General features: G+C 62.8%; 20 protein-coding genes and 1 pseudogene. 13 read left to right on the plus strand and 8 right to left on the minus strand.

Features of this window, described 5'->3' with window-relative positions; translation table 11 throughout:
- Positions 1–157: 157 nt before the first annotated feature.
- The 5 genes from H9L15_RS15050 (at position 158) to H9L15_RS15070 (ending at position 5,049) form a co-directional block, all read left to right on the plus strand.
- Positions 158–358: a helix-turn-helix transcriptional regulator gene (locus H9L15_RS15050; protein ID WP_187714644.1), complete on the plus strand. Its 201-nt coding sequence runs from the start codon at positions 158–160 to the stop codon at positions 356–358.
- Between the two features lie 226 nt (positions 359–584).
- Positions 585–1,343, plus strand: a complete 759-nt coding sequence (locus tag H9L15_RS18145; protein ID WP_223276325.1) for a PEPxxWA-CTERM sorting domain-containing protein — start codon at positions 585–587, stop codon at positions 1,341–1,343.
- A gap of 270 nt (positions 1,344–1,613) precedes the next feature.
- Positions 1,614–2,156, plus strand: a complete 543-nt coding sequence (locus tag H9L15_RS15060) for an RNA polymerase sigma factor (protein WP_223276326.1) — start codon at positions 1,614–1,616, stop codon at positions 2,154–2,156.
- Between the two features lie 292 nt (positions 2,157–2,448).
- Positions 2,449–3,951, plus strand: coding sequence for a vWA domain-containing protein (locus H9L15_RS15065; RefSeq protein ID WP_223276327.1), 1,503 nt, complete (start codon positions 2,449–2,451; stop codon positions 3,949–3,951).
- A 120-nt stretch (positions 3,952–4,071) separates the two neighbouring features.
- Positions 4,072–5,049, plus strand: coding sequence for a hypothetical protein (locus H9L15_RS15070; protein ID WP_187714647.1), 978 nt, complete (start codon positions 4,072–4,074; stop codon positions 5,047–5,049).
- Between the two features lie 20 nt (positions 5,050–5,069).
- Here H9L15_RS15070 and H9L15_RS15075 read toward each other — a convergent pair whose 3' ends face one another.
- On the minus strand, positions 5,070–6,215 hold the full coding sequence (locus H9L15_RS15075) for a hypothetical protein (RefSeq protein WP_187714648.1): 1,146 nt from the start codon (positions 6,213–6,215) through the stop codon (positions 5,070–5,072).
- A 334-nt stretch (positions 6,216–6,549) separates the two neighbouring features.
- Positions 6,550–7,836, minus strand: a complete 1,287-nt coding sequence (locus H9L15_RS15080) for a glycosyltransferase family 4 protein (protein WP_187714649.1) — start codon at positions 7,834–7,836, stop codon at positions 6,550–6,552.
- 293 nt (positions 7,837–8,129) lie between these two features.
- Between H9L15_RS15080 and H9L15_RS15085 the strand changes: the two genes are divergently transcribed.
- From H9L15_RS15085 to H9L15_RS15100, 4 genes are all read left to right on the plus strand, one after another.
- A complete protein-coding gene (locus tag H9L15_RS15085; RefSeq protein ID WP_187714650.1) occupies positions 8,130–9,029 on the plus strand; it encodes a glycosyltransferase family 2 protein in 900 nt (299 codons plus the stop codon).
- Between the two features lie 65 nt (positions 9,030–9,094).
- Entirely contained in the window at positions 9,095–10,006 is a 912-nt protein-coding gene (locus H9L15_RS15090; RefSeq protein WP_187714651.1) for a lysylphosphatidylglycerol synthase transmembrane domain-containing protein, read from the plus strand.
- Positions 10,003–11,418, plus strand: coding sequence for a protoporphyrinogen/coproporphyrinogen oxidase (locus H9L15_RS15095; RefSeq protein WP_187714652.1), 1,416 nt, complete (start codon positions 10,003–10,005; stop codon positions 11,416–11,418). The genes H9L15_RS15090 and H9L15_RS15095 overlap by 4 nt, the downstream gene beginning before the upstream one ends.
- Before the next feature lie 7 nt (positions 11,419–11,425).
- Positions 11,426–12,166 (plus strand): polysaccharide deacetylase family protein, encoded by a 741-nt coding sequence (locus H9L15_RS15100; RefSeq protein ID WP_187714653.1) that lies wholly within the window; start codon positions 11,426–11,428, stop codon positions 12,164–12,166.
- Here H9L15_RS15100 and H9L15_RS15105 read toward each other — a convergent pair.
- From H9L15_RS15105 to H9L15_RS15130, 6 genes and pseudogenes are all read right to left on the minus strand, one after another.
- The gene (locus H9L15_RS15105; RefSeq protein WP_187714654.1) at positions 12,160–13,629 is read right to left on the minus strand and encodes an oligosaccharide flippase family protein; all 1,470 of its coding nucleotides are present in this window, start codon (positions 13,627–13,629) and stop codon (positions 12,160–12,162) included. The two genes, H9L15_RS15100 and H9L15_RS15105, sit on opposite strands and share 7 nt — an antisense overlap.
- Before the next feature lie 15 nt (positions 13,630–13,644).
- The gene (locus tag H9L15_RS15110) at positions 13,645–14,019 is read right to left on the minus strand and encodes an EamA family transporter (protein WP_187714655.1); all 375 of its coding nucleotides are present in this window, start codon (positions 14,017–14,019) and stop codon (positions 13,645–13,647) included.
- Complete coding sequence (gene rfbF / locus H9L15_RS15115; protein WP_187714656.1) at positions 14,020–14,802, minus strand: glucose-1-phosphate cytidylyltransferase; 783 nt, start codon at positions 14,800–14,802, stop codon at positions 14,020–14,022.
- A 97-nt stretch (positions 14,803–14,899) separates the two neighbouring features.
- Positions 14,900–15,886 (minus strand): annotated as a pseudogene (gene rfbG / locus H9L15_RS15120) (CDP-glucose 4,6-dehydratase); the annotation flags it as partial.
- A gap of 19 nt (positions 15,887–15,905) precedes the next feature.
- Complete coding sequence (locus H9L15_RS20615; RefSeq protein ID WP_398286356.1) at positions 15,906–16,307, minus strand: DUF6798 domain-containing protein; 402 nt, start codon at positions 16,305–16,307, stop codon at positions 15,906–15,908.
- 517 nt (positions 16,308–16,824) lie between these two features.
- Complete coding sequence (locus H9L15_RS15130) at positions 16,825–17,724, minus strand: hypothetical protein (RefSeq protein ID WP_187714658.1); 900 nt, start codon at positions 17,722–17,724, stop codon at positions 16,825–16,827.
- Positions 17,725–17,840: 116 nt separating this feature from the next.
- Here H9L15_RS15130 and H9L15_RS15135 point away from each other — a divergent pair, with 116 nt between their 5' ends.
- From H9L15_RS15135 to H9L15_RS19180, 4 genes are read left to right on the plus strand one after another with little or no spacing between them, the layout of a single operon-like run.
- Entirely contained in the window at positions 17,841–18,620 is a 780-nt protein-coding gene (locus H9L15_RS15135; RefSeq protein WP_187714659.1) for an NAD-dependent epimerase/dehydratase family protein, read from the plus strand.
- Positions 18,621–18,636: 16 nt separating this feature from the next.
- Positions 18,637–19,893: a methyltransferase domain-containing protein gene (locus tag H9L15_RS15140; protein ID WP_187714660.1), complete on the plus strand. Its 1,257-nt coding sequence runs from the start codon at positions 18,637–18,639 to the stop codon at positions 19,891–19,893.
- The gene (locus H9L15_RS15145) at positions 19,890–20,822 is read left to right on the plus strand and encodes a glycosyltransferase family 2 protein (protein ID WP_187714661.1); all 933 of its coding nucleotides are present in this window, start codon (positions 19,890–19,892) and stop codon (positions 20,820–20,822) included. Before H9L15_RS15140 ends, H9L15_RS15145 begins: the two co-directional genes overlap by 4 nt.
- Positions 20,816–20,947 (plus strand): hypothetical protein, encoded by a 132-nt coding sequence (locus H9L15_RS19180; protein WP_262984836.1) that lies wholly within the window; start codon positions 20,816–20,818, stop codon positions 20,945–20,947. The genes H9L15_RS15145 and H9L15_RS19180 overlap by 7 nt, the downstream gene beginning before the upstream one ends.
- The last annotated feature ends 129 nt before the right edge of the window (positions 20,948–21,076 follow it).

The following is a 21,076-nucleotide window of genomic DNA, read 5'->3' on the forward strand; positions in this document are numbered from 1 at the left end:
AACGCCCGCTAATGGACGGTGAAAGTGTACGGTTAACCTTCGATAAGCACCTTCCGCAGGCGGCCTCGACTAAGATCGGCGAAGGTGGTCGCAAGCCGGGTATGACATGCTGATTTCTACTCGGGAAAGCTGGTCCACTGCGGGTGCGGGGCCAAAAATGAAAAACCGTGTGAAGTCGTTGCGTACAGCGCGGAAGTGGAGCCAGACCGAGCTTGGCGAAAAGCTCGGTGTTTCCCGTCAGAGTATTCATGCCATCGAAACCGGAAAGCATGATCCTTCGCTTCCGCTCGCCTTTCGGATCGCCAGCCTGTTCAAGCTCAGGGTCGAAGAAATCTTCGAGGACTCCCAGAAGTCCTAGCGCACCCGTCGGCACGGTCGCCGACCTCCTGAAATCCAGAAAATCTGACGCTGGGTATTTCCCGTTTTGGGACGCGGGCGGAATCTAGCCTGTTGTAAACTCTGCTTCACCTCACTTAACTTTCGTTAACTCCCAGCAAGTTCCTCGATTCTTGCCGGGACGACAGCTTAGCTTCTCGGCCGAGTAATCCATGCGTCCGGCCGGCGCGTCGATCTGGGGACGACGAATGTTTCGTAAAACGCTTACCTGCGCCGCCGCACTCGCGGCGCTGGCGGCCGCAACTCCAGCGGCTGCCTCCGTGACCATCAGTTTCACCGGCGGCAATAGCGCCACCGACGGAACCGACGGCAACATCCGCACGACGTCGAACGGCGGAATCACTGTCCAGGCCTCGGGCTGGTCCTACGACGGCAACACGCTCGAGCGTGCATGGCTTGGCAGCTACGGCCAAGGCCTTGGCGTTACCAACAACGACGAAGGCAATGGCACGTCGAGCAACAATCACACCGTCGACAATCTGGGCCAGCAGGACTTTGTGCTGTTGATTTTCAACCAGGCGGTGAACATCCAGTCGGCGGTCCTGACGCCGTTCGACATCAGTCCGACGGCAAACGACAACGATGCGTGGGTCAGCTACGCAAATCTCGGCGGCCTTTTCACATCTCCGACGCCGACCGCGGTTCCACTGAACAGCGCGTTGTGGAGTCTGCTGATGGGCAATGACTATACCGTCTCCGGCATCATGGGGTCGGGCTACAGCACGTCATTCAACTCGACGGGCTTCTTCGGAAACGCCTGGCTGATCGGCGCGGCCAATCCGAACCCGGACCGCAACGACGACGGCTTCAAGCTGTCTTCGATCGTCGTCAATCCGACACCGGCCGTTCCTGAGCCGGCGACCTGGGCGATGATGCTGATCGGCTTCGGTGCAGTCGGCTTCTCGATGCGCCGTGGCCGGAGGATCGGCATTCTCCAACAGGCGTAATTTTCGCTCCGCCGCAGTCGTTAAGTCTTCTTGACATATGTGCGACTGTGGAAACATAACTTGTCACAGGGCCCGCTCTTCGATGCGCAAACTCAGGGAGCGGGCCCTGCTTCTGACCAGGCTTTGCCTGACAGGAGCGGGGGGCGGTCTGGACTAGAGAAACCCACTCGGCACCTGGGGCGCTCCCCAAGCTCCTAGCCTGCTGTTCCAACGGCAGGATTTGACTAACGGCGATCAACTGTCACCTTGCGCCGTTGCGGGGCAAGACGGGTGTCAGAAGAGCGCAACGATCCAGAACTACAGCTCGTCGCCGCCGCTCGTGCCGGTGACCGCGATGCGTTCGCGAAGCTTCTGGAAATCCACTACGATCGCATCCACGGGCTCGCCTGGCAGCTGACCGGAACGCGGGCCGACGCTGACGATATCGCCCAGGACGTTTGCTGCGCGCTGGTGGAAAAAATCCACGCCTTCCGCGGGGACGCCAAATTCTCGACCTGGCTGTGCGCCATTACGTTCAACGCCTGCCGCGATTTCCGGCGAAAGCGCCGATCCTTCTGGTCATTTAGCGAGAAACTGACCGATCTTGCCGGCCTTTCCAAGGCGCCAGACGGGCGCGACATGTATGATGCCATCTGGGTGCAAAGCGCCATCTCCCGCCTCAAGCCCGCGCTTCGCGATACGGCGGTCCTGGTCGCGGGGCAGCAGCTATCGCACGCGGAGGCAGCCGAAGTTCTCGGCATTGCGGAAGCGACGGTATCATGGCGGATGCACGAGGTCCGCCGCCTCATCTCAGCGGCAGCAGGTTCGGACTGACCCGAACTTTTTTTGAAAACCCTCAAAGGATTTCCCGCGGACACCCGTCTCAGGTCCAGGCGAGCACTTTCGCCCGCTTCTTTGAGGGAGTTTTCCATGGGGTGCGAATATCGTTTGAGCCTGGCGCTGGGCGCCCTTCTGCTGGCATCGTGCGCAAGCGAGCCGCAAGTCGCTTCGGACGGTAATGCGCCGCCCGCGCCAGTGGCCGAGGCGGACGAGACTGCAGATGCGATCGTCACCACGGGGGCGCGCGTCCGCGTCGGAAATCTGGAGGCCAAAAGCCAGTTCGCGCTTGGCGTCGTCGCTCCGGCCCGCCCCGCCGCCGGCACCGGGTTACGTTGCGAACCCTCCGTATCGAGACGTCGGGCGCGACAAGTTCAACGCCTTCGCCGAGAACGCGTTCAAGATCGTGCGCGAGACGCCGGTCTCGACCTTCTCGATCGACGTCGACACGGCCTCCTATTCCTGGGTCCGCGCTTCACTGAACAATAACGTGTTGCCGCAGCCCGCCTCGGTCAGAACCGAGGAGATGGTCAATTATTTCAACTATGACTACGCGCCGCCGAAGACCACGGCGCAGCCGTTCAACACCAACGTCGCCGTCTTCCCGAGCCCGTGGTCGCCGGGGCGCAAGCTCGTTCGCATCGGCATCAAGGGCTACACTGTCCAGAAGACGACGCGGCCCCGCGCGAACCTCGTCTTCCTGATCGACACGTCGGGATCGATGAACGACCCCAATAAGCTGCCGCTCGTGCAAAAGTCGCTCAACATGCTGTTGGACGAGCTCGACGAGCGCGATACCGTGTCGATCGTCACCTATGCTGGCGGAGCAGGTACTGCGCTCCAACCGACTCCGGCGAGCCAGAAGGCCAAGATCCGCTCCGTCATCGACAATCTCGGTGCCGGCGGAAGCACGGCCGGCGCAGAGGGTATTCGCCAGGCCTACCAGCTTGCCGAAGCGAACCTCGACAAGAACGGCGTCAACCGCGTCATCCTGGCTACCGATGGCGACTTCAATGTCGGCATCACCGACCAGAACGAGCTCAAGGGCTATATCGAGCGCGAGCGCGGCAAGGGCGTGTTCCTGTCGGTCCTCGGCTTCGGCATGGGCAATTACAACGATGCCCTGATGCAGACGCTCGCCCAGAACGGGAACGGCACGGCCGCCTACATCGATACGGTCGCGGAGGCCCGCAAGACATTGGTCGAAGAAGCCGGCTCGACGCTCTTCCCGATCGCCAAGGACGTGAAGATCCAGGTCGAGTTCAACCCGGCCGCGGTCGCGGAGTACCGGCTGATCGGATACGAGACCCGTGCCCTCAACCGTGACGACTTCGACAACGACAAGGTCGACGCCGGCGATGTGGGGTCGGGCCAGGCCGTTACCGCACTCTACGAAGTGGTGCCGGTCGGCGGGAAGCGGACGATGGAGGACCTGCGTTATGGGGCGAAGACCAACGCCGCTGCGAAGGGAAGCAGCGAGATCGGCTTCGTGAAGATCCGCTACAAGTTGCCCAAGTCGAACACGAGCCGCCTGATTTCGACTCCGATCGATGCCCGGTTCGAAACGCGGAGCTTCGAGGCTGCGCCGCGCGATGCACGTTTCGCCACGGCGGTTGCGGGGTTTGCCGAGCTTCTGCGTGGCGGTCGCTACACAGGCACGATGAGCTACGACGACATCCTGCGCATCGCGAGTGCAGCGCGCGGGCCGGACGAGTACGGCTACCGGTCCGAGTTCCTCCAGCTGGTGCGGGCCGCGCGAAGCGCCCGGACCATGGCGCAACTCGAACAGTAGCCGCTACGGCCGCCAGCGCTTTCGCCCCCCTGGGCGTTGGCGGCCACCCAAAGCCGCTCGACCGTGATACGATAGTCGTTATGATTTTCCCGGTGCTGCATTCGGAAGGGACACGGGTCGGTGGCGATCGATAGCGACAGTTCGATCCCGCTGCCCACGCCACCGCCGCCGCGCCCGGCCGCGCGGCGGGAAGCAATCGACGCTGCGCTGAGGAACTTCGACGGAGTTGCCGATGCTCCGGCCGCGCGCGCGCAGAAAAATTGGTGGGCGTCGCGCCAGCGGCAGCTCGGCGCTCTCGCGACTGCGGCCATTGTCGCCGTTGTCGGTATTCCGTTGACGCTCACTGTCCTCGAGGATCAGCCTCGTCCCAGCGCTGCGGGGAATAAGATTGCCCCACAGCAGGCGCAGCGATCTCAACCTCCGCCCGATGTCGTGGTGGCTACGCCCGTCAGCGAAGCAGAAGATGCCACAGCTACAGATATTCCGCGTTCGAGACTGCCACTCGAACCGCATGAGACGGCGCCTCAGGCGGCGGTCGAGACGGAGCAAAAGGTTGCCAACTTCGAAGCTCCAGCCGCGATTGCCGCCGCGCCGCCTGCACCCGCGCCGCCACCGCCGCCTCCGCCTCCGCCTGCTCCGGAGCGCGGCTACTCAGCAGGGGATGCAGCCGCCGACAGCGTGGTGGTGACTGGTTCGCGCGTGCGAGAGATGGACGAACCTTCGTCCCAGCATGGCCGCCTTGCTGCCAAGCGAACAGCAGACGCGCTCAAGATTATTTCACCGTCCGAAGCCTACGCGCAATTCCTGCCGCGCCTCCAAAACGCGATCCGCTCCGGAAATCCACGGAACGTCAGCGCGCTGGTGCAATATCCGCTCCGCGTGAGCTCCAAAGCGGGTGTCAGGATCTATCCCGATCGCAAGTCGCTAGAGAAGGATTTCGACCGGATCTTCACTCCCCACGTGCGCGCTGCGATCCTTGCGCAGCGCCCAGACGACCTCTTCGTCCGCGATCAGGGGCGATGGTGGGGAGCGGCGAAGTTTGGTTCGATCAAACCTGCCGTAATTCCGACTGCTCGAAGGTTGGACCAGTGCGAGTGAAGGCGGTAAATCCCTGACGGCTAGGCTGTTGTTGCGCGCCGATCTCGGATCGCCCCGTACAGCGCAAGCGCCAGTAGCGGGATCAGCCAAATCACCCTCGCCTGGTAACGCTGCGCCACCGCGGAAAGGACGGTGCAGGTCACCGCGTTGCCGAGAATCCCGAGAAACAGCAATGCAATCACCGGCCGCACCTCACGCTCCTTGATGAAGGTCCAGCCAAGCCAAAGGGTCGCCAGCGCAACGCTGATCGCCGTCAGGATGCTGATAACATGGAGCGGAACGGGGCTCTCCTCGCGCGACCAGTTGAGCTGCGGCGTTCCGCTCTCGTCGAGGACGAGGTTGGCTTCGTACGGATAGGGCCGGAAGCTGACCAGCTGGCGAATGATGTTGTAGGAAATTCGCCGGACCTCGAACCACGAATATTCCTTCGCCGCGGCAAGGACGATGTCCGGTTCCTCGGCGCGGATTCTATCGAGTTGTTCGGCGGTCGCGACGTTGACGATGCCGTCGGGACCCCACAGGAATTCCAGCGCTCCGCCCTTCGGCAATCCGTTCGGATAGAGCGTGCAGATCGTGTACTTGAGCTCGGGGCAATGCTTTTCGAGATACCAGCGGGCCGGCCCGTCGTTCACCGATCTTGCCAGCGCGAACGGATAACGTTTCGAAGTCAGGCTCGTTTCGCCGAAGGCAACGCGGTTGACGGCGACGGTCGTCATCCCACCAATCAGCAAAGGCGCGACAACCCAAGCCCAGGTCCAACGCGGAAGCGGATCGTGGAAGTAAAATCGCTTCACCGCGACCCAGCCCAGCCCAAGCGCCGTCATGCCCGCCGCAAGCGGAATGTGGCTGGCGTGCGCGGTAACGGCGAAGGCGGCGATGCCTGTGCAGAGGAGGCGAATACCAAGGCTGAGACGGGTCCACGCGGCGATCAGCAGAACCATCGCGCCGATCAGAAGTCCCGCAAAGATATCCGGAACGGCGAGGTACGAGGCCGGAGCAACGGTTGTCGCGCTTGCAATCAGGACCAGGGATATTGCCGTCCGCCGCGTCGGCAATCCACCGAATGCGCCAAGGGTCGCGACAATCACGATGGCCGCGCAAAGCGCCTGAAAGATGGTTAGAAGAATAAGCGTCGTTGCTGGCGCCGACAGCAGATACGTCGCCACGCTATAGGTGATCGAACGGACGCCGCTCGCCTTCTTCGCGCTATGTTCCGGCGGCGGGCCGGCAGCCCGGGCGCCGAAGCAACCTGCCCGTCCGACGAGACGTCAAGGCCCTGCACTTTTGCCATCACGAAGGTAACGGCGGCCCGACCACCTTTGTAATAGGCCGCGCTGTCCTGAATGTAGCTTGGGCGGCTGAATGCCAGCAGCGGCCACGACAGCAGGATCGTCGCGAGAAGCGTGAAGGCCAGGAAACGTCGATCCAGTCGTAGCTTTCGCTCCGTCGCCGCATGGGCTTGGGTACTCGCGTTGCCCGCTTGAAGGTTGTGAAGCTCGTTCACGATGCGCTCTCGATAGCGAACAGGGCGTCAATCTTTCGTTTCGTGTCCTCCTTGCCCTTTTTCACGGCAATGGATCGGACGAGTTCGAGCCAGTCGTCGATGGCCTTGGTCTCGGTCCAGCGCTCAGCCAGGGCGGCGCGGCCTGACGCGCCGAGCCGATCCCGCAACGCCGGATCCGAGGCCAGCTTGGTCATGGCGTCGCGAAGGCCATCCTCGTCATCGAACAGGATGCCCCCCGCGCTTTCCTCGACGATTTGCGGATAGGGTCCGAGATTGCGCGCGATGACCGGCGTTCCTTCCCGAAACGCCTCCAGCGCAACCATCGGAAATACCTCGTAGCACAGCGAGGGAGCGATGAGCGCAACCGCGTCGCGATACAGCGCCCGCAGCTTGTCCTGCTCAATCTTGCCGAGGAACTTGACGCTCTTGCACCCTGCTGCAAGCGCACGAAGTTCCGGCTCAAACTCACCGCTGCCGGCAATCAGCAGATCCGCCGGGCTGTCATCGTCGAAGCAGGAGATGGCATCCTGCACACCCTTGAAGCTCTGCAGGCGGCCCACGAACAGGAAGTAAGGCCGGTCATGGGACGATCCGAGAGCCGTTGAGCTCGCTTGCGCATCTGCGTTCGGCATGAAGGACGCCATCGGCAGCATGTCTTTCTTCAGCCCGAACTCCCGATGGCGATCGGCCACGGACTGGCTAAGCGCGATCAGGGCATCGAGGTGCGCGAGATTGTCTTCGAGCAAGGACGTGTGCCGCCACGCCTGGGGCGGTCGGCGAAACGTCAGAGAGCATTTGAAGCACTCGCGGCCGACGCACAGTTCGCGATCATGCCTCCACAAGATGTGGTTGGGGCATACGAGCCAATGGTCGTGAACCGTGCACAGCTTGATGGCTTCGCCCAGTGCAAGAACCGCGGGCCCGCCGACGAGCGAGATGTTGTGGAAGTGGATGACATCGAAGCCCTTGGCGAGGATGGCCTCGATCGCCTTATGCTGGACGACCGGACGTCCTGCCTGCTGCGTCAACAATGTTGATCCGAGCGGCCAACGACTTTCGAGCTGGTGCACTGTTACGCCATCGGGCTGCGGGACCTGCTCCGGCGATGGCGGTGGATGCAGCGCGCTTACGCCGACCTTCCAGGCGTCGGCATCGTAGATGACTTCGACTTCGCAGCCGCGACGGGCGAGCGATTGCACGAAGTTGCGAATGTAAATGCCGTCGCCGCCGAAATTGCACGGCGGATAGAAGGTGGTGACGATCGCGACACGAAGCGGGCTCATTGGGTTCGGACTGTAGTAATTCACACTACCGCCCCGCCGTCACGCATTAAGGCGCGCGTTTCGGCTCGCCGGCCCGTGAAGAACAAAGCTTGTGCCATCTTGGACACCCTAAGACGGCTTCGTCCCCCGACGCGCAACCTGTTCACGGTTGGCTGTTCGAACTTGGCACAGTCAGGGATTGTACGCCCCCCTCAACTTTACTCTAAGCCCGCATTCTATATCATGAATCCCGCATCTGACGATGTGGAGGGGCGTTGGAAGAAAGCCGGCAACTGGCCGCATCGCGAAGACAGGTGAAACGTGCGGGCGCTACGCCTGCAGTCTCCGTAGTCATCCCGGCCTACAATGAGGAGAACGCGGTCGAAGCGACGGTGGAAACCGTTCGCGCCGAACTGACCAATGCGGGGATCTCCCACGAGATCATCGTCGTCAACGACGGTTCCAAGGACAATACGCTTGAGCGCGCCGAGGCATCGGGAGCGACGGTCGTCAACTTCCCGCACAACGGCGGCTACGGCCGCTCGCTCAAGGCCGGCATCGCCGTGAGCTCGGCACCGCTGATTGCGATCATCGACGCCGACGGCACCTATCCAGCCTCATATCTTCCGGAAATGATCGCCATGACCGCGTACAACGACATGGTCGTTGGCGATCGCGGGACGGCGATGAAGGGCGTGCCCCTGATCCGCCGCCCGGCAAAGTGGGTCCTCAATCGCACGGCAGGCATCCTCGCCGGCCACCGGATTACCGATCTCAATTCCGGGCTGCGGCTGTTCCGTCGCGAAGCGCTGTTGCCGTTTGTCCCGCTCCTGCCCGACGCCTTCTCGTTCACGACGACCATCACCTTGTGCATGCTCGCGTCGGGAATGCGCGTGTCTTACCTGCCGATCGTCTACGGCAAGCGGGTTGGTGTCTCGAAGATGAAAGCCCGCGACTTCTGGAACTTCATGTTCCTGGTCGCCCGGCTGACGGTCTACTTCCAGCCGCTGCGCATCTACATGCCGGCCGGGATGATCCTGTTCGTGCTCGGCTTTTCGAAGGCGATCTACGACGTCTATATCGACAATCTGTCCGAGACCGCGGTGCTCGGCCTGCTTGGCGCAGTCTTGTTGTGGGCGCTGGGCCTGATTGCCGACATGATCGCGCGGCTGAATCTCCGGCCGAGATCGGGGCTGACCCCTCCCCCGGCCTGACGATGGCTTCCACTCCGGAAAGGGCGAGCCAGCGCCGGATGGGCGCGTGGCTCTTTCGAGTTTGCGTGAGCGCGCTGTTGCTCGCGCTGATCTTCTATCTCGTTCCTTTCTCCCAGGTGTGGGCGGCAGCTCTTCAAATCTCGTTGCCGCTCTGGCTTGCGGCGTTGGCGCTGTTCCTGTGCGGACATGCGGCCGCCGCCGCCAAATGGCGGATCCTGATCGGGGGCGGCGTATCCTATCGGCAGGCGTTCCGCGCACACCTTGCAGGACTGGCCGCCAATCTTGCATTGCCCAGCGTCGCGGGCGGTGACGTCGTTCGTGCAGGGCTGGTCATGAAACATGCGGACGACAAGCATCGCCTGGCGATAGGCTCGCTTGCGGACCGATTGCTCGACACCTTGGGGCTGGCAATCATCGCGTTGGCAGCGGCGTGGATTGCGTGGAAGCCCCGGCTGGATTCCGGACTCTGGCTGGGTTGGCCATTGATCGGTCTCGCGGTTCTGGTCGGACTTGGTTTTGCCGCAGCGGTATCGCTCGATCGGCTCACCAGTCGCAGCGAGCCTTCCGGCAAGATCATGCGGCTGCTTGCAAAGCTCGCCCATTCCGCCGCCGAGCTGGTGCGAAACCCCGGCCGCTTGCTGCTCTGCCTGGTGATGTCGATGGCGATCCAGTGCCTGTTCGTCGGCATCAACATCGCCTTCGCTCGCGCGGCGCATATCGAAGCGCCGGTCGCAGCCTGGTTCTATGCCTGGACGACTGCGAAGATCATCGCGATCGCGCCGATCAGCCTCGGCGGGCTGGGACTTCGCGAAGCGAGCATGGCCGGGCTGCTGAAGCCGTTCGGTGCCGATCCCGCACAAGTGATCGCGATCGGCCTGGTGTGGCAGTCGGTGCTCTATGCGAGCGGGCTGATCGGTTTTCTCGTCCAGTTGCGGCGTGCGCCGCCAACGGCGTTGGCTGCGGAGCAATCTTCATGAAGCAAGTGGTGGTTCTCGGCGCTGGCCCGGCGGGCGTTGGCGCGGCGTTGATGCTTGCGAGAAGCGGCAAGGCAGGCGTGCAGGTGCTCGAGCGCGCACCGCGCGTCGGCGGCAATTCGGGGAGCTTCCTGCTGGATGGCATCCACTGCGATTTCGGCAGCCACCGCCTGCATCCATCGACCGAACCGCATCTGCTCGAGATGATCAAAGAAGCGGTCGGCCCCGACCTCTTGTGGCGCCCGCGGCACGGACGCATTCGCCTCCGGGGCCGCTGGATTCACTTCCCGCTGAAGCCGGTGGACTTGCTGTTGCGCCTTCCGAAAGGCTTCACGTTCCAGTTGCTGTGGGATGCCGCGACCAAGCCGTTTCGCCGCGCCGGATCCGGCGAGCCGACCTTCGCCAGCGTACTCCACCAGGGCTTGGGGCCCGCGATGTGCGAAAACTTCTACTACCCCTACATGCGCAAGCTCTGGGCTCTGCCTCCAGAAGAGTTGGCCGTGACCTTGGCGACCCGACGCGTCTCGGGAAGCTCGATCGGCAAGATCCTGAAGAAGATCTTGGGCCAGGTGCCGGGCTTCAAGAAGCCCCACACGGGCGGCTTCTATTACCCACGCAAGGGTTTCGGGCAGATCAGCGAATGCCTTCGCTCTGAGGCCGAGAACGCTGGTGCCGAATTCACCTTGGAGGCATCGATCACCGGCATCGAGCTTGAGAGCGGTCGGGTGAAAGCCGTCCGTTACCAGGCCGATGGCAAGGACTTGCGCGTCGCGACGGACACGGTCTGGTCCACCTTGCCTCTGGCGACGCTTGTCTCGCTCGTCGATCCGCCTGCGCCGCCCGAGGTGGTCGAAGCCGCATCGCGCATTCAGTATCGCGGCATGATCCTGATCTACCTCGTGCTGGAGCAGGACCAGTTCACCGAATATGATGCGCACTACTTTCCGGAATATGCCGTGCCGATTTCGCGCCTCTCCGAACCCAAGAATTACTCGGCAAGCACCGAGCCGAAGGGTGTAACCGTCCTGTGCGCGGAACTGCCGTGCGACCCGCATGAGGATCTCTGGAAGCTTAGCGATGACGCGCTGGGCGCGAAACTTTGCGAATGGCTTGGCGGAGTCGGCCTGCCAGTGACAGCCAAGGTGCGACGGACGGAGACGCGGCGGCTGGGATATGCCTATCCAGTCTACGACCGCGACTTCGAATCTCATCTGAAGGTCGTCGACAAATGGGCCGAAAGCGTTGGCGGCCTTCTGACATTCGGACGGCAGGGCCTGTTCGCGCACGACAATACCCATCATGCGCTCGCCATGGCGAACGGTGCCGTCGACTGCCTGAACCCCGACGGCTCTTTCGACCTCGACAAGTGGCATGCCTATCGCCGCGAATTCGAAACGCACGTGGTCGAGGACTGACGCTCGAATGCTCGTCCTCACCTATCACTCGATCTCGGACGCGGCCGGGCCGACTAGCATCCCGCCAGCGGTGTTCGCCGAACAGATGCAGGTCCTCGCCGACCTGGGACGCCGGGGCGTCACGCTGGACGAGTTCATCGCCTGGCACGAAGGCGACGACAGCAACTCGGGCAACGTCCTCATCACCTTCGACGATGCATTCGACGATTTCGCGCAGGTTGCAGCGCCGATCCTTCGTCGTCACGGATTCTCCGCCCTGATGTTTGTCCCGACCCGGCGGCTGGGCCATCCCGAGGCATGGCAAGGCGCCAACAATCCCGCGCGGCCGCTCATGGACTGGGCGACGGTTCGCGCATTGGCGAAGGACGGCATGGAGTTCGGCGGACACAGCCGTACCCACGCCGATCTTACGAAGCTTGCCCCTGCCGACCGCGAGGAAGAGATTGCCGGATGCGCCGATGACCTGTCGGCGGAGATTGGCAAAGCGGTCGAGGGCTTTGCGGCGCCTTATGGCCGCGTTTCACCGGAAGTCGTGGAGACCATCGGCAAGCATTACCGCGCAGCCTTCGGAGTGCGGCTGGATGTGCCGACCCGTGCTGACAGTCGCTTCGACCTGCCGCGGATCGACATGCACTATTTTCGCGACCGCAAGCACTGGACCGGGCTTCTAGAAGGCCGCCGGACTTACCTCCGGGCGCGGCAGGCGTTGCGGGCGGTTCGTTCGAAGGTGGTCAGCAGCTTCTACTGAGCGAGATGCCCGGCGCGGGCCAGGTGAAGTACGTCCTTCCAAAGCGTTCGATCGATAAGGGGCGCCGCCACGGCATAGAGCGCGACCGCGCCTACCGCTTCGATCCAAACCGGCAACGCAATCAAGACGGTCCCGAGAGCCAGTGCAACGGCAAGCAAGAGCGGTCTCGCCGCAAGCATCAGCGGCGGCGTTTCAACCTTCCGAACCCAGGCGAGGACGTAGGAGCTGACCCAGACGCCCATGCCACCGCCGAGCCCGGCGGCTGCGGCGCCGGTCTCATGGAAACGCGGGACAAGAATGAGGCCGAGTCCGGCGACCGTAATCAAGCCGACGACCTGCGACCGGAAGACCTCGACCTCCTTGTGATCGAGAATCAGCGACCAGCGTGCATGGCCGGCCAGGAACATGACCGGGACCGTCCAGATCAGGATCGCAAGCGAGGTCGCCGCCGCCCCGAACTCTCGGCCGTAGATGATCTCCATGATCGGCTGCGCAGCCAGAGTCACGAACAGGCCGCCGCCGATCGTCGTCCAGGCCATGGTGCGAAAGGAGCTGCGCATGAGCGTGGCAAGCGCCTCCGCGCTGACGCGCGCCATGCGCGATGCCGTTGCGTAGAGATTGAAATGATAGACAAAGCTGAATTGCGCGACCGACGCAGCGAGGCGAGCCGCGCCAGCGTAGAAACCTACTCCTGCACCGCCGACCAGTGAACCCATCAGGAACAAGGGCGCATATTGCGCGGCTGACCAGATCATCGTCCCGAGCGCGACCGGGAGCGCCTCGCGGATTAGCGACGCGTCCTCGAATCGGGTCCACAAACGGACTGGAGCGATCTTCTTCCGCTGAACGTACAATGCGTAAGCGGCGGCAGCGATGATGCCGGCGATCTCGCAAGCTCCGACGAGGACCGCATTCTCGACTCCTCGCACCAGCAGCAGGATGGCCGCGAAGAACACCAGCATGCGAAAGATTTGAGCGAGCGCGATCTGCGCCATCAGGCCAGCGCTCTGCAGCAGCCATTCCTGGTAAAACGCACTGAACAACAGGCTGAGCGCATAGAGCGTGACCAGGCCGTGCAGCGCCGGCGGTCCGCCGAAAATGTTGACGCCGGCGATCATAACCAGAGCGCAGAGAACTGCGACCGCGAAGCGGATCAGGAAGACTTGTGTGGCGAGTTCGCCGCGCTTTTCCGGAGCGGCAGCAGCGCGTCTGACACCGATGGTTGTGAGGCCAAGGTCGACGACCATTCCGAACAAGCCAGCGAGACCGACCACGAATTCCACTTCGCCATAAGATTCGGGGTCGAGGACGCGCGCCAGGTAAGCGAAGGCGAGAACGCCGACGAGCTTGGCGGCAATTTGCCCGGCGACCAGCAGTCCGAGGTCGCGGAAGAACTTGGCGCCACTGCCGGCGAGCTTTCCCCACAATTGCGCCCACGCAGGCGGTGCGGACTCAGACGGCATGGCTTGCCGGACGGATCAGGCGCTTTTGGCCACGAGCACGCATCCGACGAGGATGAGCAAAGTCCCGGCAAGCTTCAACGGGGTGATCGCTTCCTTCAGAAAAACGGCAGCGAAGACCATCGTCAGGACGAAGCCGAGGCTGACAAAGGGATATGCGGTCGACAGGTCCGCCTCCGAAAGCACCCACAACCAAAGGGCGACGGAGCTAACGTAGATGAACACAGCGGCCCATAAGGCGGGCGAAACGGCAGCGGCGCCGAGCGCGCTCACGGCCCCTGCCGCGATCGCATTCTTGAGATGCGCACGCTCGACCGCGATCTTCAATGCCATTTGGCCCACAGCCGACATGGCGACCGCGCTGACAATCAAGACGTAAACCTTCGGCTGCATCTACCAGCTTTTCCACGGCGGGGCGGGTTCGCTCCACATCGCTTCCAGCTCGTGGCGGTCGCGCAACGTATCCATCGGCTTCCAGAACCCGCGGTGGCGGAAGGCCATCAACTGCCCGTGCTGCGCCAGCTTCTCGAGTGGATCGCGCTCCCAGATCTCGTCGTCGCTGTCCGACAGATAATCGCGCACTTTCGGCGACAGCACGAAGAAGCCGCCGTTGATGAGCGCCCCGTCGCCCTGCGGCTTTTCGACGAAGGCCTCGACTTGATCGCCGTCGTCCTCGCCGAACTTGAGCGCGCCGAAGCGGCCCGGCGGCGTGACGGCCGTGACGGTGGCGAGTTTCCCATGCTGCTTGTGAAAATCGATCAGGGCCCGGATGTCGACGTCGGCAACGCCGTCACCGTAAGTCAGGCAGAATGCCTCGTCGTCCTCGACGAACGGAAGCACCTTGCGCAGCCGCGCACCGGTCATCGCCTTGTCCCCCGTATCGATCAGCGTGACGCACCAATCCTCGCAGGCCTTGCGATGGATCTTGGCCTCGCCGGTGCGCATGTCGAACGTCACGTCCGAGTTCCGCAGCGCGTAGTTCTGGAAGTATTCCTTGATGAGTTCACCGCGATAGCCAAGGCAGATGATGAAGTCCGTGACGCCGTGGCTCTCGTAGATCTTCATCACGTGCCAAAGGATCGGCTTGTCGCCGATCTCGACCATCGGCTTCGGCTTGAGGTGCGTTTCCTCGGACAATCGCGTGCCGAGGCCGCCTGCCAGGATGATCGCCTTCATCCTCAATCTCCCCCTCGATGTCGCCGATCGCGATGCGATAATTCCGAAGCTGGTCCAGCGTAATTGCGCGGCCCGCATCCGGATCGGCGTAGTAGGCCGCATACCACCCGGCAGTCCGGGCGATCACCTCTTCCGTGTTCCACGGCGGCGCAAAGCCGAGCTCACGTCGCGCCTTTCCGACGTCGAGCGCCAGCAAATTGGCTTCCTTGAGCGGCGACGAACCGAAATCGATGGCCGGCGCCTTCGAATGGCGCGACAGCATATCGACCAATTGCCTGACCGTGACAGCTTCAGGATCAGCTGGCCCGATGTTCCAGCTTTCGTTCCGGGCGGCGTCCGATGTCAGCAAATGTGCCGCGATCGCCAAGTAGCCGTGGCAGGCGGACAGCACATGCTGCCAGGGGCGGATCGAATCCGGATTGCGGATCGACAGGGTCGTTCCGTCGGTCGCTGCGCGGTAGAAGTCGGGGACGATGCGGTCTTCCGACCAGTCGCCTCCGCCGATGATGTTGCCGCCTCGCGCCGTTGCGATACGCATGCCGTTGCCCAGATCGGCCAGCGTTTCCTGATAGGAGCGAGTGATGATTTCCGCGCAGGCCTTGGACGCGCTGTACGGGTCCTTGCCACCGAGACGGTCAGCTTCCGAATAAGGCTCGGGCCGCTCCACGTTCTCGTAGACCTTGTCCGTAGTGACGCAGACGAACGCCTTCACCGAGCCGCACCCGCGCGACGCCTCCAGTACGTTGGCCGTGCCCATGGCGTTCGAGGAGAATGTCTCCAGCGGGTCGCGGTAGGAGCGGCGAACCAGTGGCTGGGCCGCGAGATGCATCACAAGCTCGGGCTGCGCTGCCTCAAGCGCTTCGCGCAAGCTGGGATAGTCGCGAATGTCGCCGATGATGCTTCGAGTGTAGGTCGCTCCTTCGCCTAGAATCCCAAAGAGGTTGGGATCCGTCTCGGGCTCCAAAGAGTAACCTGTTACCTCGCAGCCGATTGCGGACAGCCACGCGCCCAGCCACGAGCCGGTGAAGCCCGTGTGGCCGGTCAGGAAGATTCTCCTGTTCGCCAGCGCTGCCGAAACGGTCATGCTGCCAGCCCTGCGCCCATCAATGCGGGGTTTCCAGACTGACAGCCTTGTATGTTCCGTTTTCGTACAAGGGTTTGCCAGGCCACGGCGTCTCCCGGTCGAGCACGGCGAAACGCGCACGATACTCGGCCGAAAGTTGCGCCGCTTTCTCCCGGGTCATCGCCCGATAGTTCGCGTCCATGGCGTGCTGCGCGACGAAACCGCCACCGGGGACATCTCCGTAGACGTCGCGGATCCGCCGGCGCCATTCGCGCATGGCGAGTTCCTGCAGCGGGATGCTGGTGAAATCCACGACGACGGGCCGCTCCGCGATAAGACGGAAAGTCTCGAACTCCGGGGGGTGATCCATACGGCTCCGGCCGGCGTATTGACCTTGGCCCATCGGGCGATGTCGGCGTCGTCGGTCTTCAGGTCCGACCATTGATAGGTTGGGTTGAAGATGCCGCGATGGCTGATCTGCAGCGACCGATTGACCCAGCCGAAGGCGATCAGAGCGATGGCTGCGGAGATGGCCAGTCCCGCCGCGACCGGAAGCACGAGCGGGGACATGTAGAGCAATCCGATACTCATTCCGGCAAGCGCTGCACGGACGACCTCCTCGCGCGATCCGATGTGCATGGTTTCGTAGAAAGCGAACAGCGCCAGGAGCACCGTGAGGACGATCTCGGTCCGCTTGCCGACGCTCCAACGCTCGGCCGCCAGGGCAAGAGTGGTCGCAGCAAGCATGACGTAAGGCTGGGCTTCGCCCGTCGAGAGGAGAACGAGGAAAGGCGCCGCCACGAGCAGCGGGCGGCCGGTCCCGAGCCAGCGGCTTGCTACCGCTCCAAACAGGAGGAAGCCTGCCCACTTCACGACCATCAGCATGCGGAAGACCTGAGCCGAGGCGGCCAGGCGATTGTGCATGCTGTCCACCAGGATCAGGCTCGCCGCACACATAACTATGACGATGCCTGTCGCGAACAGCAGACGATTGCGCAACGCGACTTGGCCGGCTTCCCGAAGCTGATAGGCGAGGATCGCGATCGCCGCGAGAAATGCGGCGACCTGGCGATAGTGCGACAACGGAAACGTCGTCCCGAGGTAATGGTGCGGGGACCGGAATGCCGGGACGATCGAGAAGAATTCTTCGGACGACAGCCGCACGTTTTCGCTCGAGAGGTCGGGAAGCACCCAGGCAACGAAGAACAGGGCCGCAAACAGCAGGCCGGACGGATGTATGCGAGCAGCTCGCGAACGCCCTTTCGCTCCACCAGGTCGGAGAGGGCGCAAGACCCATAAGCGACCAGCGCAATCTCCGGCCCGATCAGCGGGTGGCTCAACGAGGCGACAAAGAATGCGCCGGCCGCCAGGTAGCGCCTCCCTTCCGCCAGCCAGATGAATCCCGCGAAGCTCAGCGGAATGGCGATGCTCGCAGGCTGGAAGCTCTCGAAGCGAAGATAGCCGGCAAGGCCGAGCGCAAAACTGCTGTTGGCGATCGCCAAGGCAGCCGCGATCGCCGAGCCGGTTGGGCTTCCCTCCAGCCGCTTTCTCACCGCCTGGAAAGTGACCAGCCCCAGTCCGAAATTAACGGCACAGGTCAGCAGGAAGATCACCACCGCCAGCGGTGCGATGTGCGTCAGAAAGCTAACGAACCAGGAATAATAGAAGCGCGGGCCGAAGCGGACGGCGCTGTCGGTGTAGAAGTCGCCGACGATGAAGTTCGGGTCGCGGAGCCGCTCGATGATCGGAAACTGCTCGACCTGGTTCCCCATGCCGAACTGATATCCAAGCACCGGGATCGCGGTGAGGATGACGAGAAACGCAATATCCCGATTGCTCAGGTTCAACCTTGTCGACATCCCCGGTTTCTTCTCAGCTGAAATCGTGAGAGGATTTCCCCGCTGACAGGCTACGGGGTCTCCAGGTTGTGACAAGTTGCGATCCTGCAACGATATTCCTGACAGGATCGCATGGCTTGGTCGGCAGTTCCATTCAGCGGAAACTGAGAGGAGACGATCGCTTCCGGGTCGTGCCAGTCGAGCGCGGAACCACCCTGCCCGTCACTGATGGTCCATCATTCCTGATCCATGCGGCGTGGCCTCACAATGACGATGAGGCATGGTCGCAATTTCTTGACTGGACCCTAGAGCTTCATCGAAGCGCCGCCGCTTGCAATGCTTGGTTCGTCGCCCTCGGAAGCGGGATCGAAGCCTGTGCCGAGCACCCCGGACTGAAGGATCCGTACTTGGGATACGCCCGGCGCAAGCTGGATTTGAGGTCCGCTCTGGAAGGGCAAGGCCCGCTCAGTTGGGTCCGGCTGCATTTCATGTTCGGACCCGGTGAGCAGCCGTCGCGCCTGCTGCCCGCCGCCGTTCGGGCTGCCCTTGCAAACGAGGAGTTCGTCTGCGGATCGCTCGACCGCCGCCGCCGGTGGCTGCATCTTGAGGACCAAGCCGACTTTCTCGCCAGATTTCTGGTCGATCCGCAGCCGGGCCAGTGGGACATCGCGGGCCGCAGCGATGTTTCGTTTCGGGACTTGCTCGACCTGGTGGGGCGCGCGGTGGGACGAAAGCTGCAACTGAGGGAAAGCGATGCGCCCGCGCCGGATTCGGCATTGGCGTTCGTCGTTCCGGAGCGGATGGCGCCGGTCGTCCCGGCCGATGCCGGCGACCCGGCAAACCTGACGCGAAGGCTGGAAGAGTATGTTGCGCAGCTTCGCGCGACATCGACAGAGGTTGAACCGGGGTTAGGCTGAGGTTGGTATGTCGGTCGTGAGCCAGATCCAGGCCTGCAGGCTATGCGGCAGTGCGGTGTCCGGCACGGCCTTGTCGCTTGGCGACCAGCCGATCTCCAACCGTCTCCCGCTTCAGGGTGACGGAGATGGCACGGCTCCCGTCTACCCGCTCAACATTGTCGTCTGCACCTCCTGCGGCCTGCCGCAACTGGAGCATAATCTGGCGGCGGAAGAGCATTTTCACGACGATTACACCTATGTTTCAGGCGCCTCGTCGACCTGGGTCGAGCATTGCCGCGACTATGCCGGACAGCTTGTTCGCGACTTCGGGCTTGGGCCGGGTGACCTGGTGGTCGAGGCCGGCTCCAACGACGGCACGCTCTTGCGATTTTTCGCCGAGGCGGGCGTGCGCGTGCTCGGCGTGGAGCCTTCCGGAAACGTGGCGGAGATTGCCCGGGCGAGCGGCATTCCGACCCTGACGGCCTTCTTCAACGAGGAGACTGCACGCAACATCGTGGAGAGCCAAGGCCGTCCAAAGCTGTTCATCGGCAACAACGTCCTCGCGCACGTTCCCGACACCGACGGCTTCCTTCAGGCCGCCCGCGACCTGATCACGCACGACGGCGCGCTCTGCTTCGAGTTCCCGCACTTCACGCGAATTCTGACACACCGCTATTTCGACACCATCTACCACGAGCATTATTGTTATCTCGGCGTTGGCCCCTTGTCGGCATGGGCGAAGACGCATGGCATGGTCGTGGCAGACGTCCAGCCGCAGTCGACCCATGGCGGCTCGCTGCGCCTGTTCCTGGAAAAGCAGGGACGCCCGGTCGGAGAGGCCGCGCAGGGTCGGATCGATCGGTATCTGGCCGAGGAAAGTGAACTGGCCGGTGCGGCGCCATGGCAGCAACTTGAGCATTGGCTCGGCGACTGGCGATCCCGATTCCGTGGCACGGTCTCGGAGCTGAGAAGCGCCGGAAAGACCGTCGCCGCTTACGCCGCCGCATCCAAGGCGACGGTGCTCAGCAATTACCTCGGCCTGACCGCAAACGATGTCGAATGGTGCTGCGATGCCAGCCCGCTAAAGCAGGGCCGGCTCATCCCCGGAGCGAACATTCCGATCGTCGTGCCTGCGACGCTTCGCGACGATCCGCCCGACGCGATCATCGCATTTGCCTGGAACATCTTCGACGAGATCGCCGACGTCGTCGCAGCAAACGTCGTGCAGGAAACCTTGCTCATTCGTCCGCTTCCGGAAATCGAGACCCGTACCGTGGGAGGCGGAGCGCAATGAAGAAGCGTATCTCGGTCATCTCGCCGGTCTACAATGAAGGCGAGGGCCTTCGGACTTACTATGACGAGATGAGCAAGGCGCTTCGTTCGGCGAAGTTCTCGAAATACGACGCTGAAGTCTTGCTGGTCGACAATGCCTCGACCGACGACACGCAGACGTATCTCGAGGAAATCGCGGCCAAGGACAGCCGATTCAAGGTCATCTTCAACGCCCGCAACGTCGGCGTCTTCCTGTCCTCGTTCAATGCGCTCGAATATGCGGAAGGTGACGCCGTCTTCCTCCTCGTACCTTCCGATCTCCAGGACCCGCTGGAGCTGATGGACCAGATGATCGAGAAGTGGGAGGACGGCTATGTGCTCGTCGCCGGCCGCCGCCTGCAGCGTGACGAGAGCGGTTGGCTGAGAAGCCTTCGCAACGCCTTCTACCGCATGATGGAGCGTGTCGCCGACCAACGATGGGAACCCGGCGTCGGCGAATACCAGCTCGCCGACCGGCGCGTAGTCGACGAGCTGCTGAGCATCCCGGACGCCGCGCCCTATGTGCGCGGCATGCTTGCGGAGCTTGGCTACAAGCCCTTCATCATCGACTATGTCTGGCAACGGCGGACGTGGGGCAAGTCGAGCTTCAGCCTGCCGAAACTTTTCCGCACCGCCTACGACATGATCTTCTCCTTCTCGCGATTGCCGCTGAAGCTGATCATGATCATGGGCTTCATCATCGCGAGCGCCAGCTTCCTGTTCGGCCTGTTCCAGATCGTGCTGATGATCCTCGCCGGAAGCGTCGCCGGCCGAGGCATCATGACCATCATCGTCTCTTTGTTCTTCTTCTCGGGATCAATGCGGTGTTTCTGGGCATCATCGGTGAGTACATCGGGCGCATCTACCACCAGGCGAGATACGGACGTCGGGTGGCCGTTCGCCGCTTGCTGAACTTCGCCGATGAGGGCCCCTCGATGCGGCAGGTCGAAAGCGATACCGGACTGAAGGTCGCGCCGAAGCCCGCGCCGCGGCGCAGGACGGCCGCCGGAGGCTCGCGCAAGACCAAGCCCGCCTGATTCCGAGCCGATCATCCAGTTTTGGAACACAAAGGCCGTTTCCGGGCGCACTTCACTCTATGGCCTTGATTGGCGGTCGTTTATCTTTTCGTCCAAAGAAAGGAGGAGCCCGGCCATGATGGCCTTGAG

This window comes from Sphingomonas daechungensis, from assembly GCF_014489495.1.
Classification (GTDB): domain Bacteria; phylum Pseudomonadota; class Alphaproteobacteria; order Sphingomonadales; family Sphingomonadaceae; genus Sphingomicrobium; species Sphingomicrobium daechungense.

What these genes read in the sequence shown, in the direction of transcription:
- H9L15_RS15050 (WP_187714644.1), top strand. Translation starts at nt 158, where the DNA reads ATGAAAAACCGTGTGAAGTCGTTGCGTACAGCGCGGAAGTGGAGCCAG.
- H9L15_RS18145 (WP_223276325.1), top strand. Translation starts at nt 585, where the DNA reads ATGTTTCGTAAAACGCTTACCTGCGCCGCCGCACTCGCGGCGCTGGCG.
- H9L15_RS15080 (WP_187714649.1), bottom strand. Translation starts at nt 7,836, where the DNA reads ATGAGCCCGCTTCGTGTCGCGATCGTCACCACCTTCTATCCGCCGTGC.
- H9L15_RS15095 (WP_187714652.1), top strand. Translation starts at nt 10,003, where the DNA reads ATGAAGCAAGTGGTGGTTCTCGGCGCTGGCCCGGCGGGCGTTGGCGCG.
- H9L15_RS15100 (WP_187714653.1), top strand. Translation starts at nt 11,426, where the DNA reads ATGCTCGTCCTCACCTATCACTCGATCTCGGACGCGGCCGGGCCGACT.
- H9L15_RS15105 (WP_187714654.1), bottom strand. Translation starts at nt 13,629, where the DNA reads ATGCCGTCTGAGTCCGCACCGCCTGCGTGGGCGCAATTGTGGGGAAAG.
- H9L15_RS15110 (WP_187714655.1), bottom strand. Translation starts at nt 14,019, where the DNA reads ATGCAGCCGAAGGTTTACGTCTTGATTGTCAGCGCGGTCGCCATGTCG.
- rfbF (WP_187714656.1), bottom strand. Translation starts at nt 14,802, where the DNA reads ATGAAGGCGATCATCCTGGCAGGCGGCCTCGGCACGCGATTGTCCGAG.
- H9L15_RS20615 (WP_398286356.1), bottom strand. Translation starts at nt 16,307, where the DNA reads ATGGTCGGACCTGAAGACCGACGACGCCGACATCGCCCGATGGGCCAA.
- H9L15_RS15130 (WP_187714658.1), bottom strand. Translation starts at nt 17,724, where the DNA reads ATGTCGACAAGGTTGAACCTGAGCAATCGGGATATTGCGTTTCTCGTC.
- H9L15_RS15145 (WP_187714661.1), top strand. Translation starts at nt 19,890, where the DNA reads ATGAAGAAGCGTATCTCGGTCATCTCGCCGGTCTACAATGAAGGCGAG.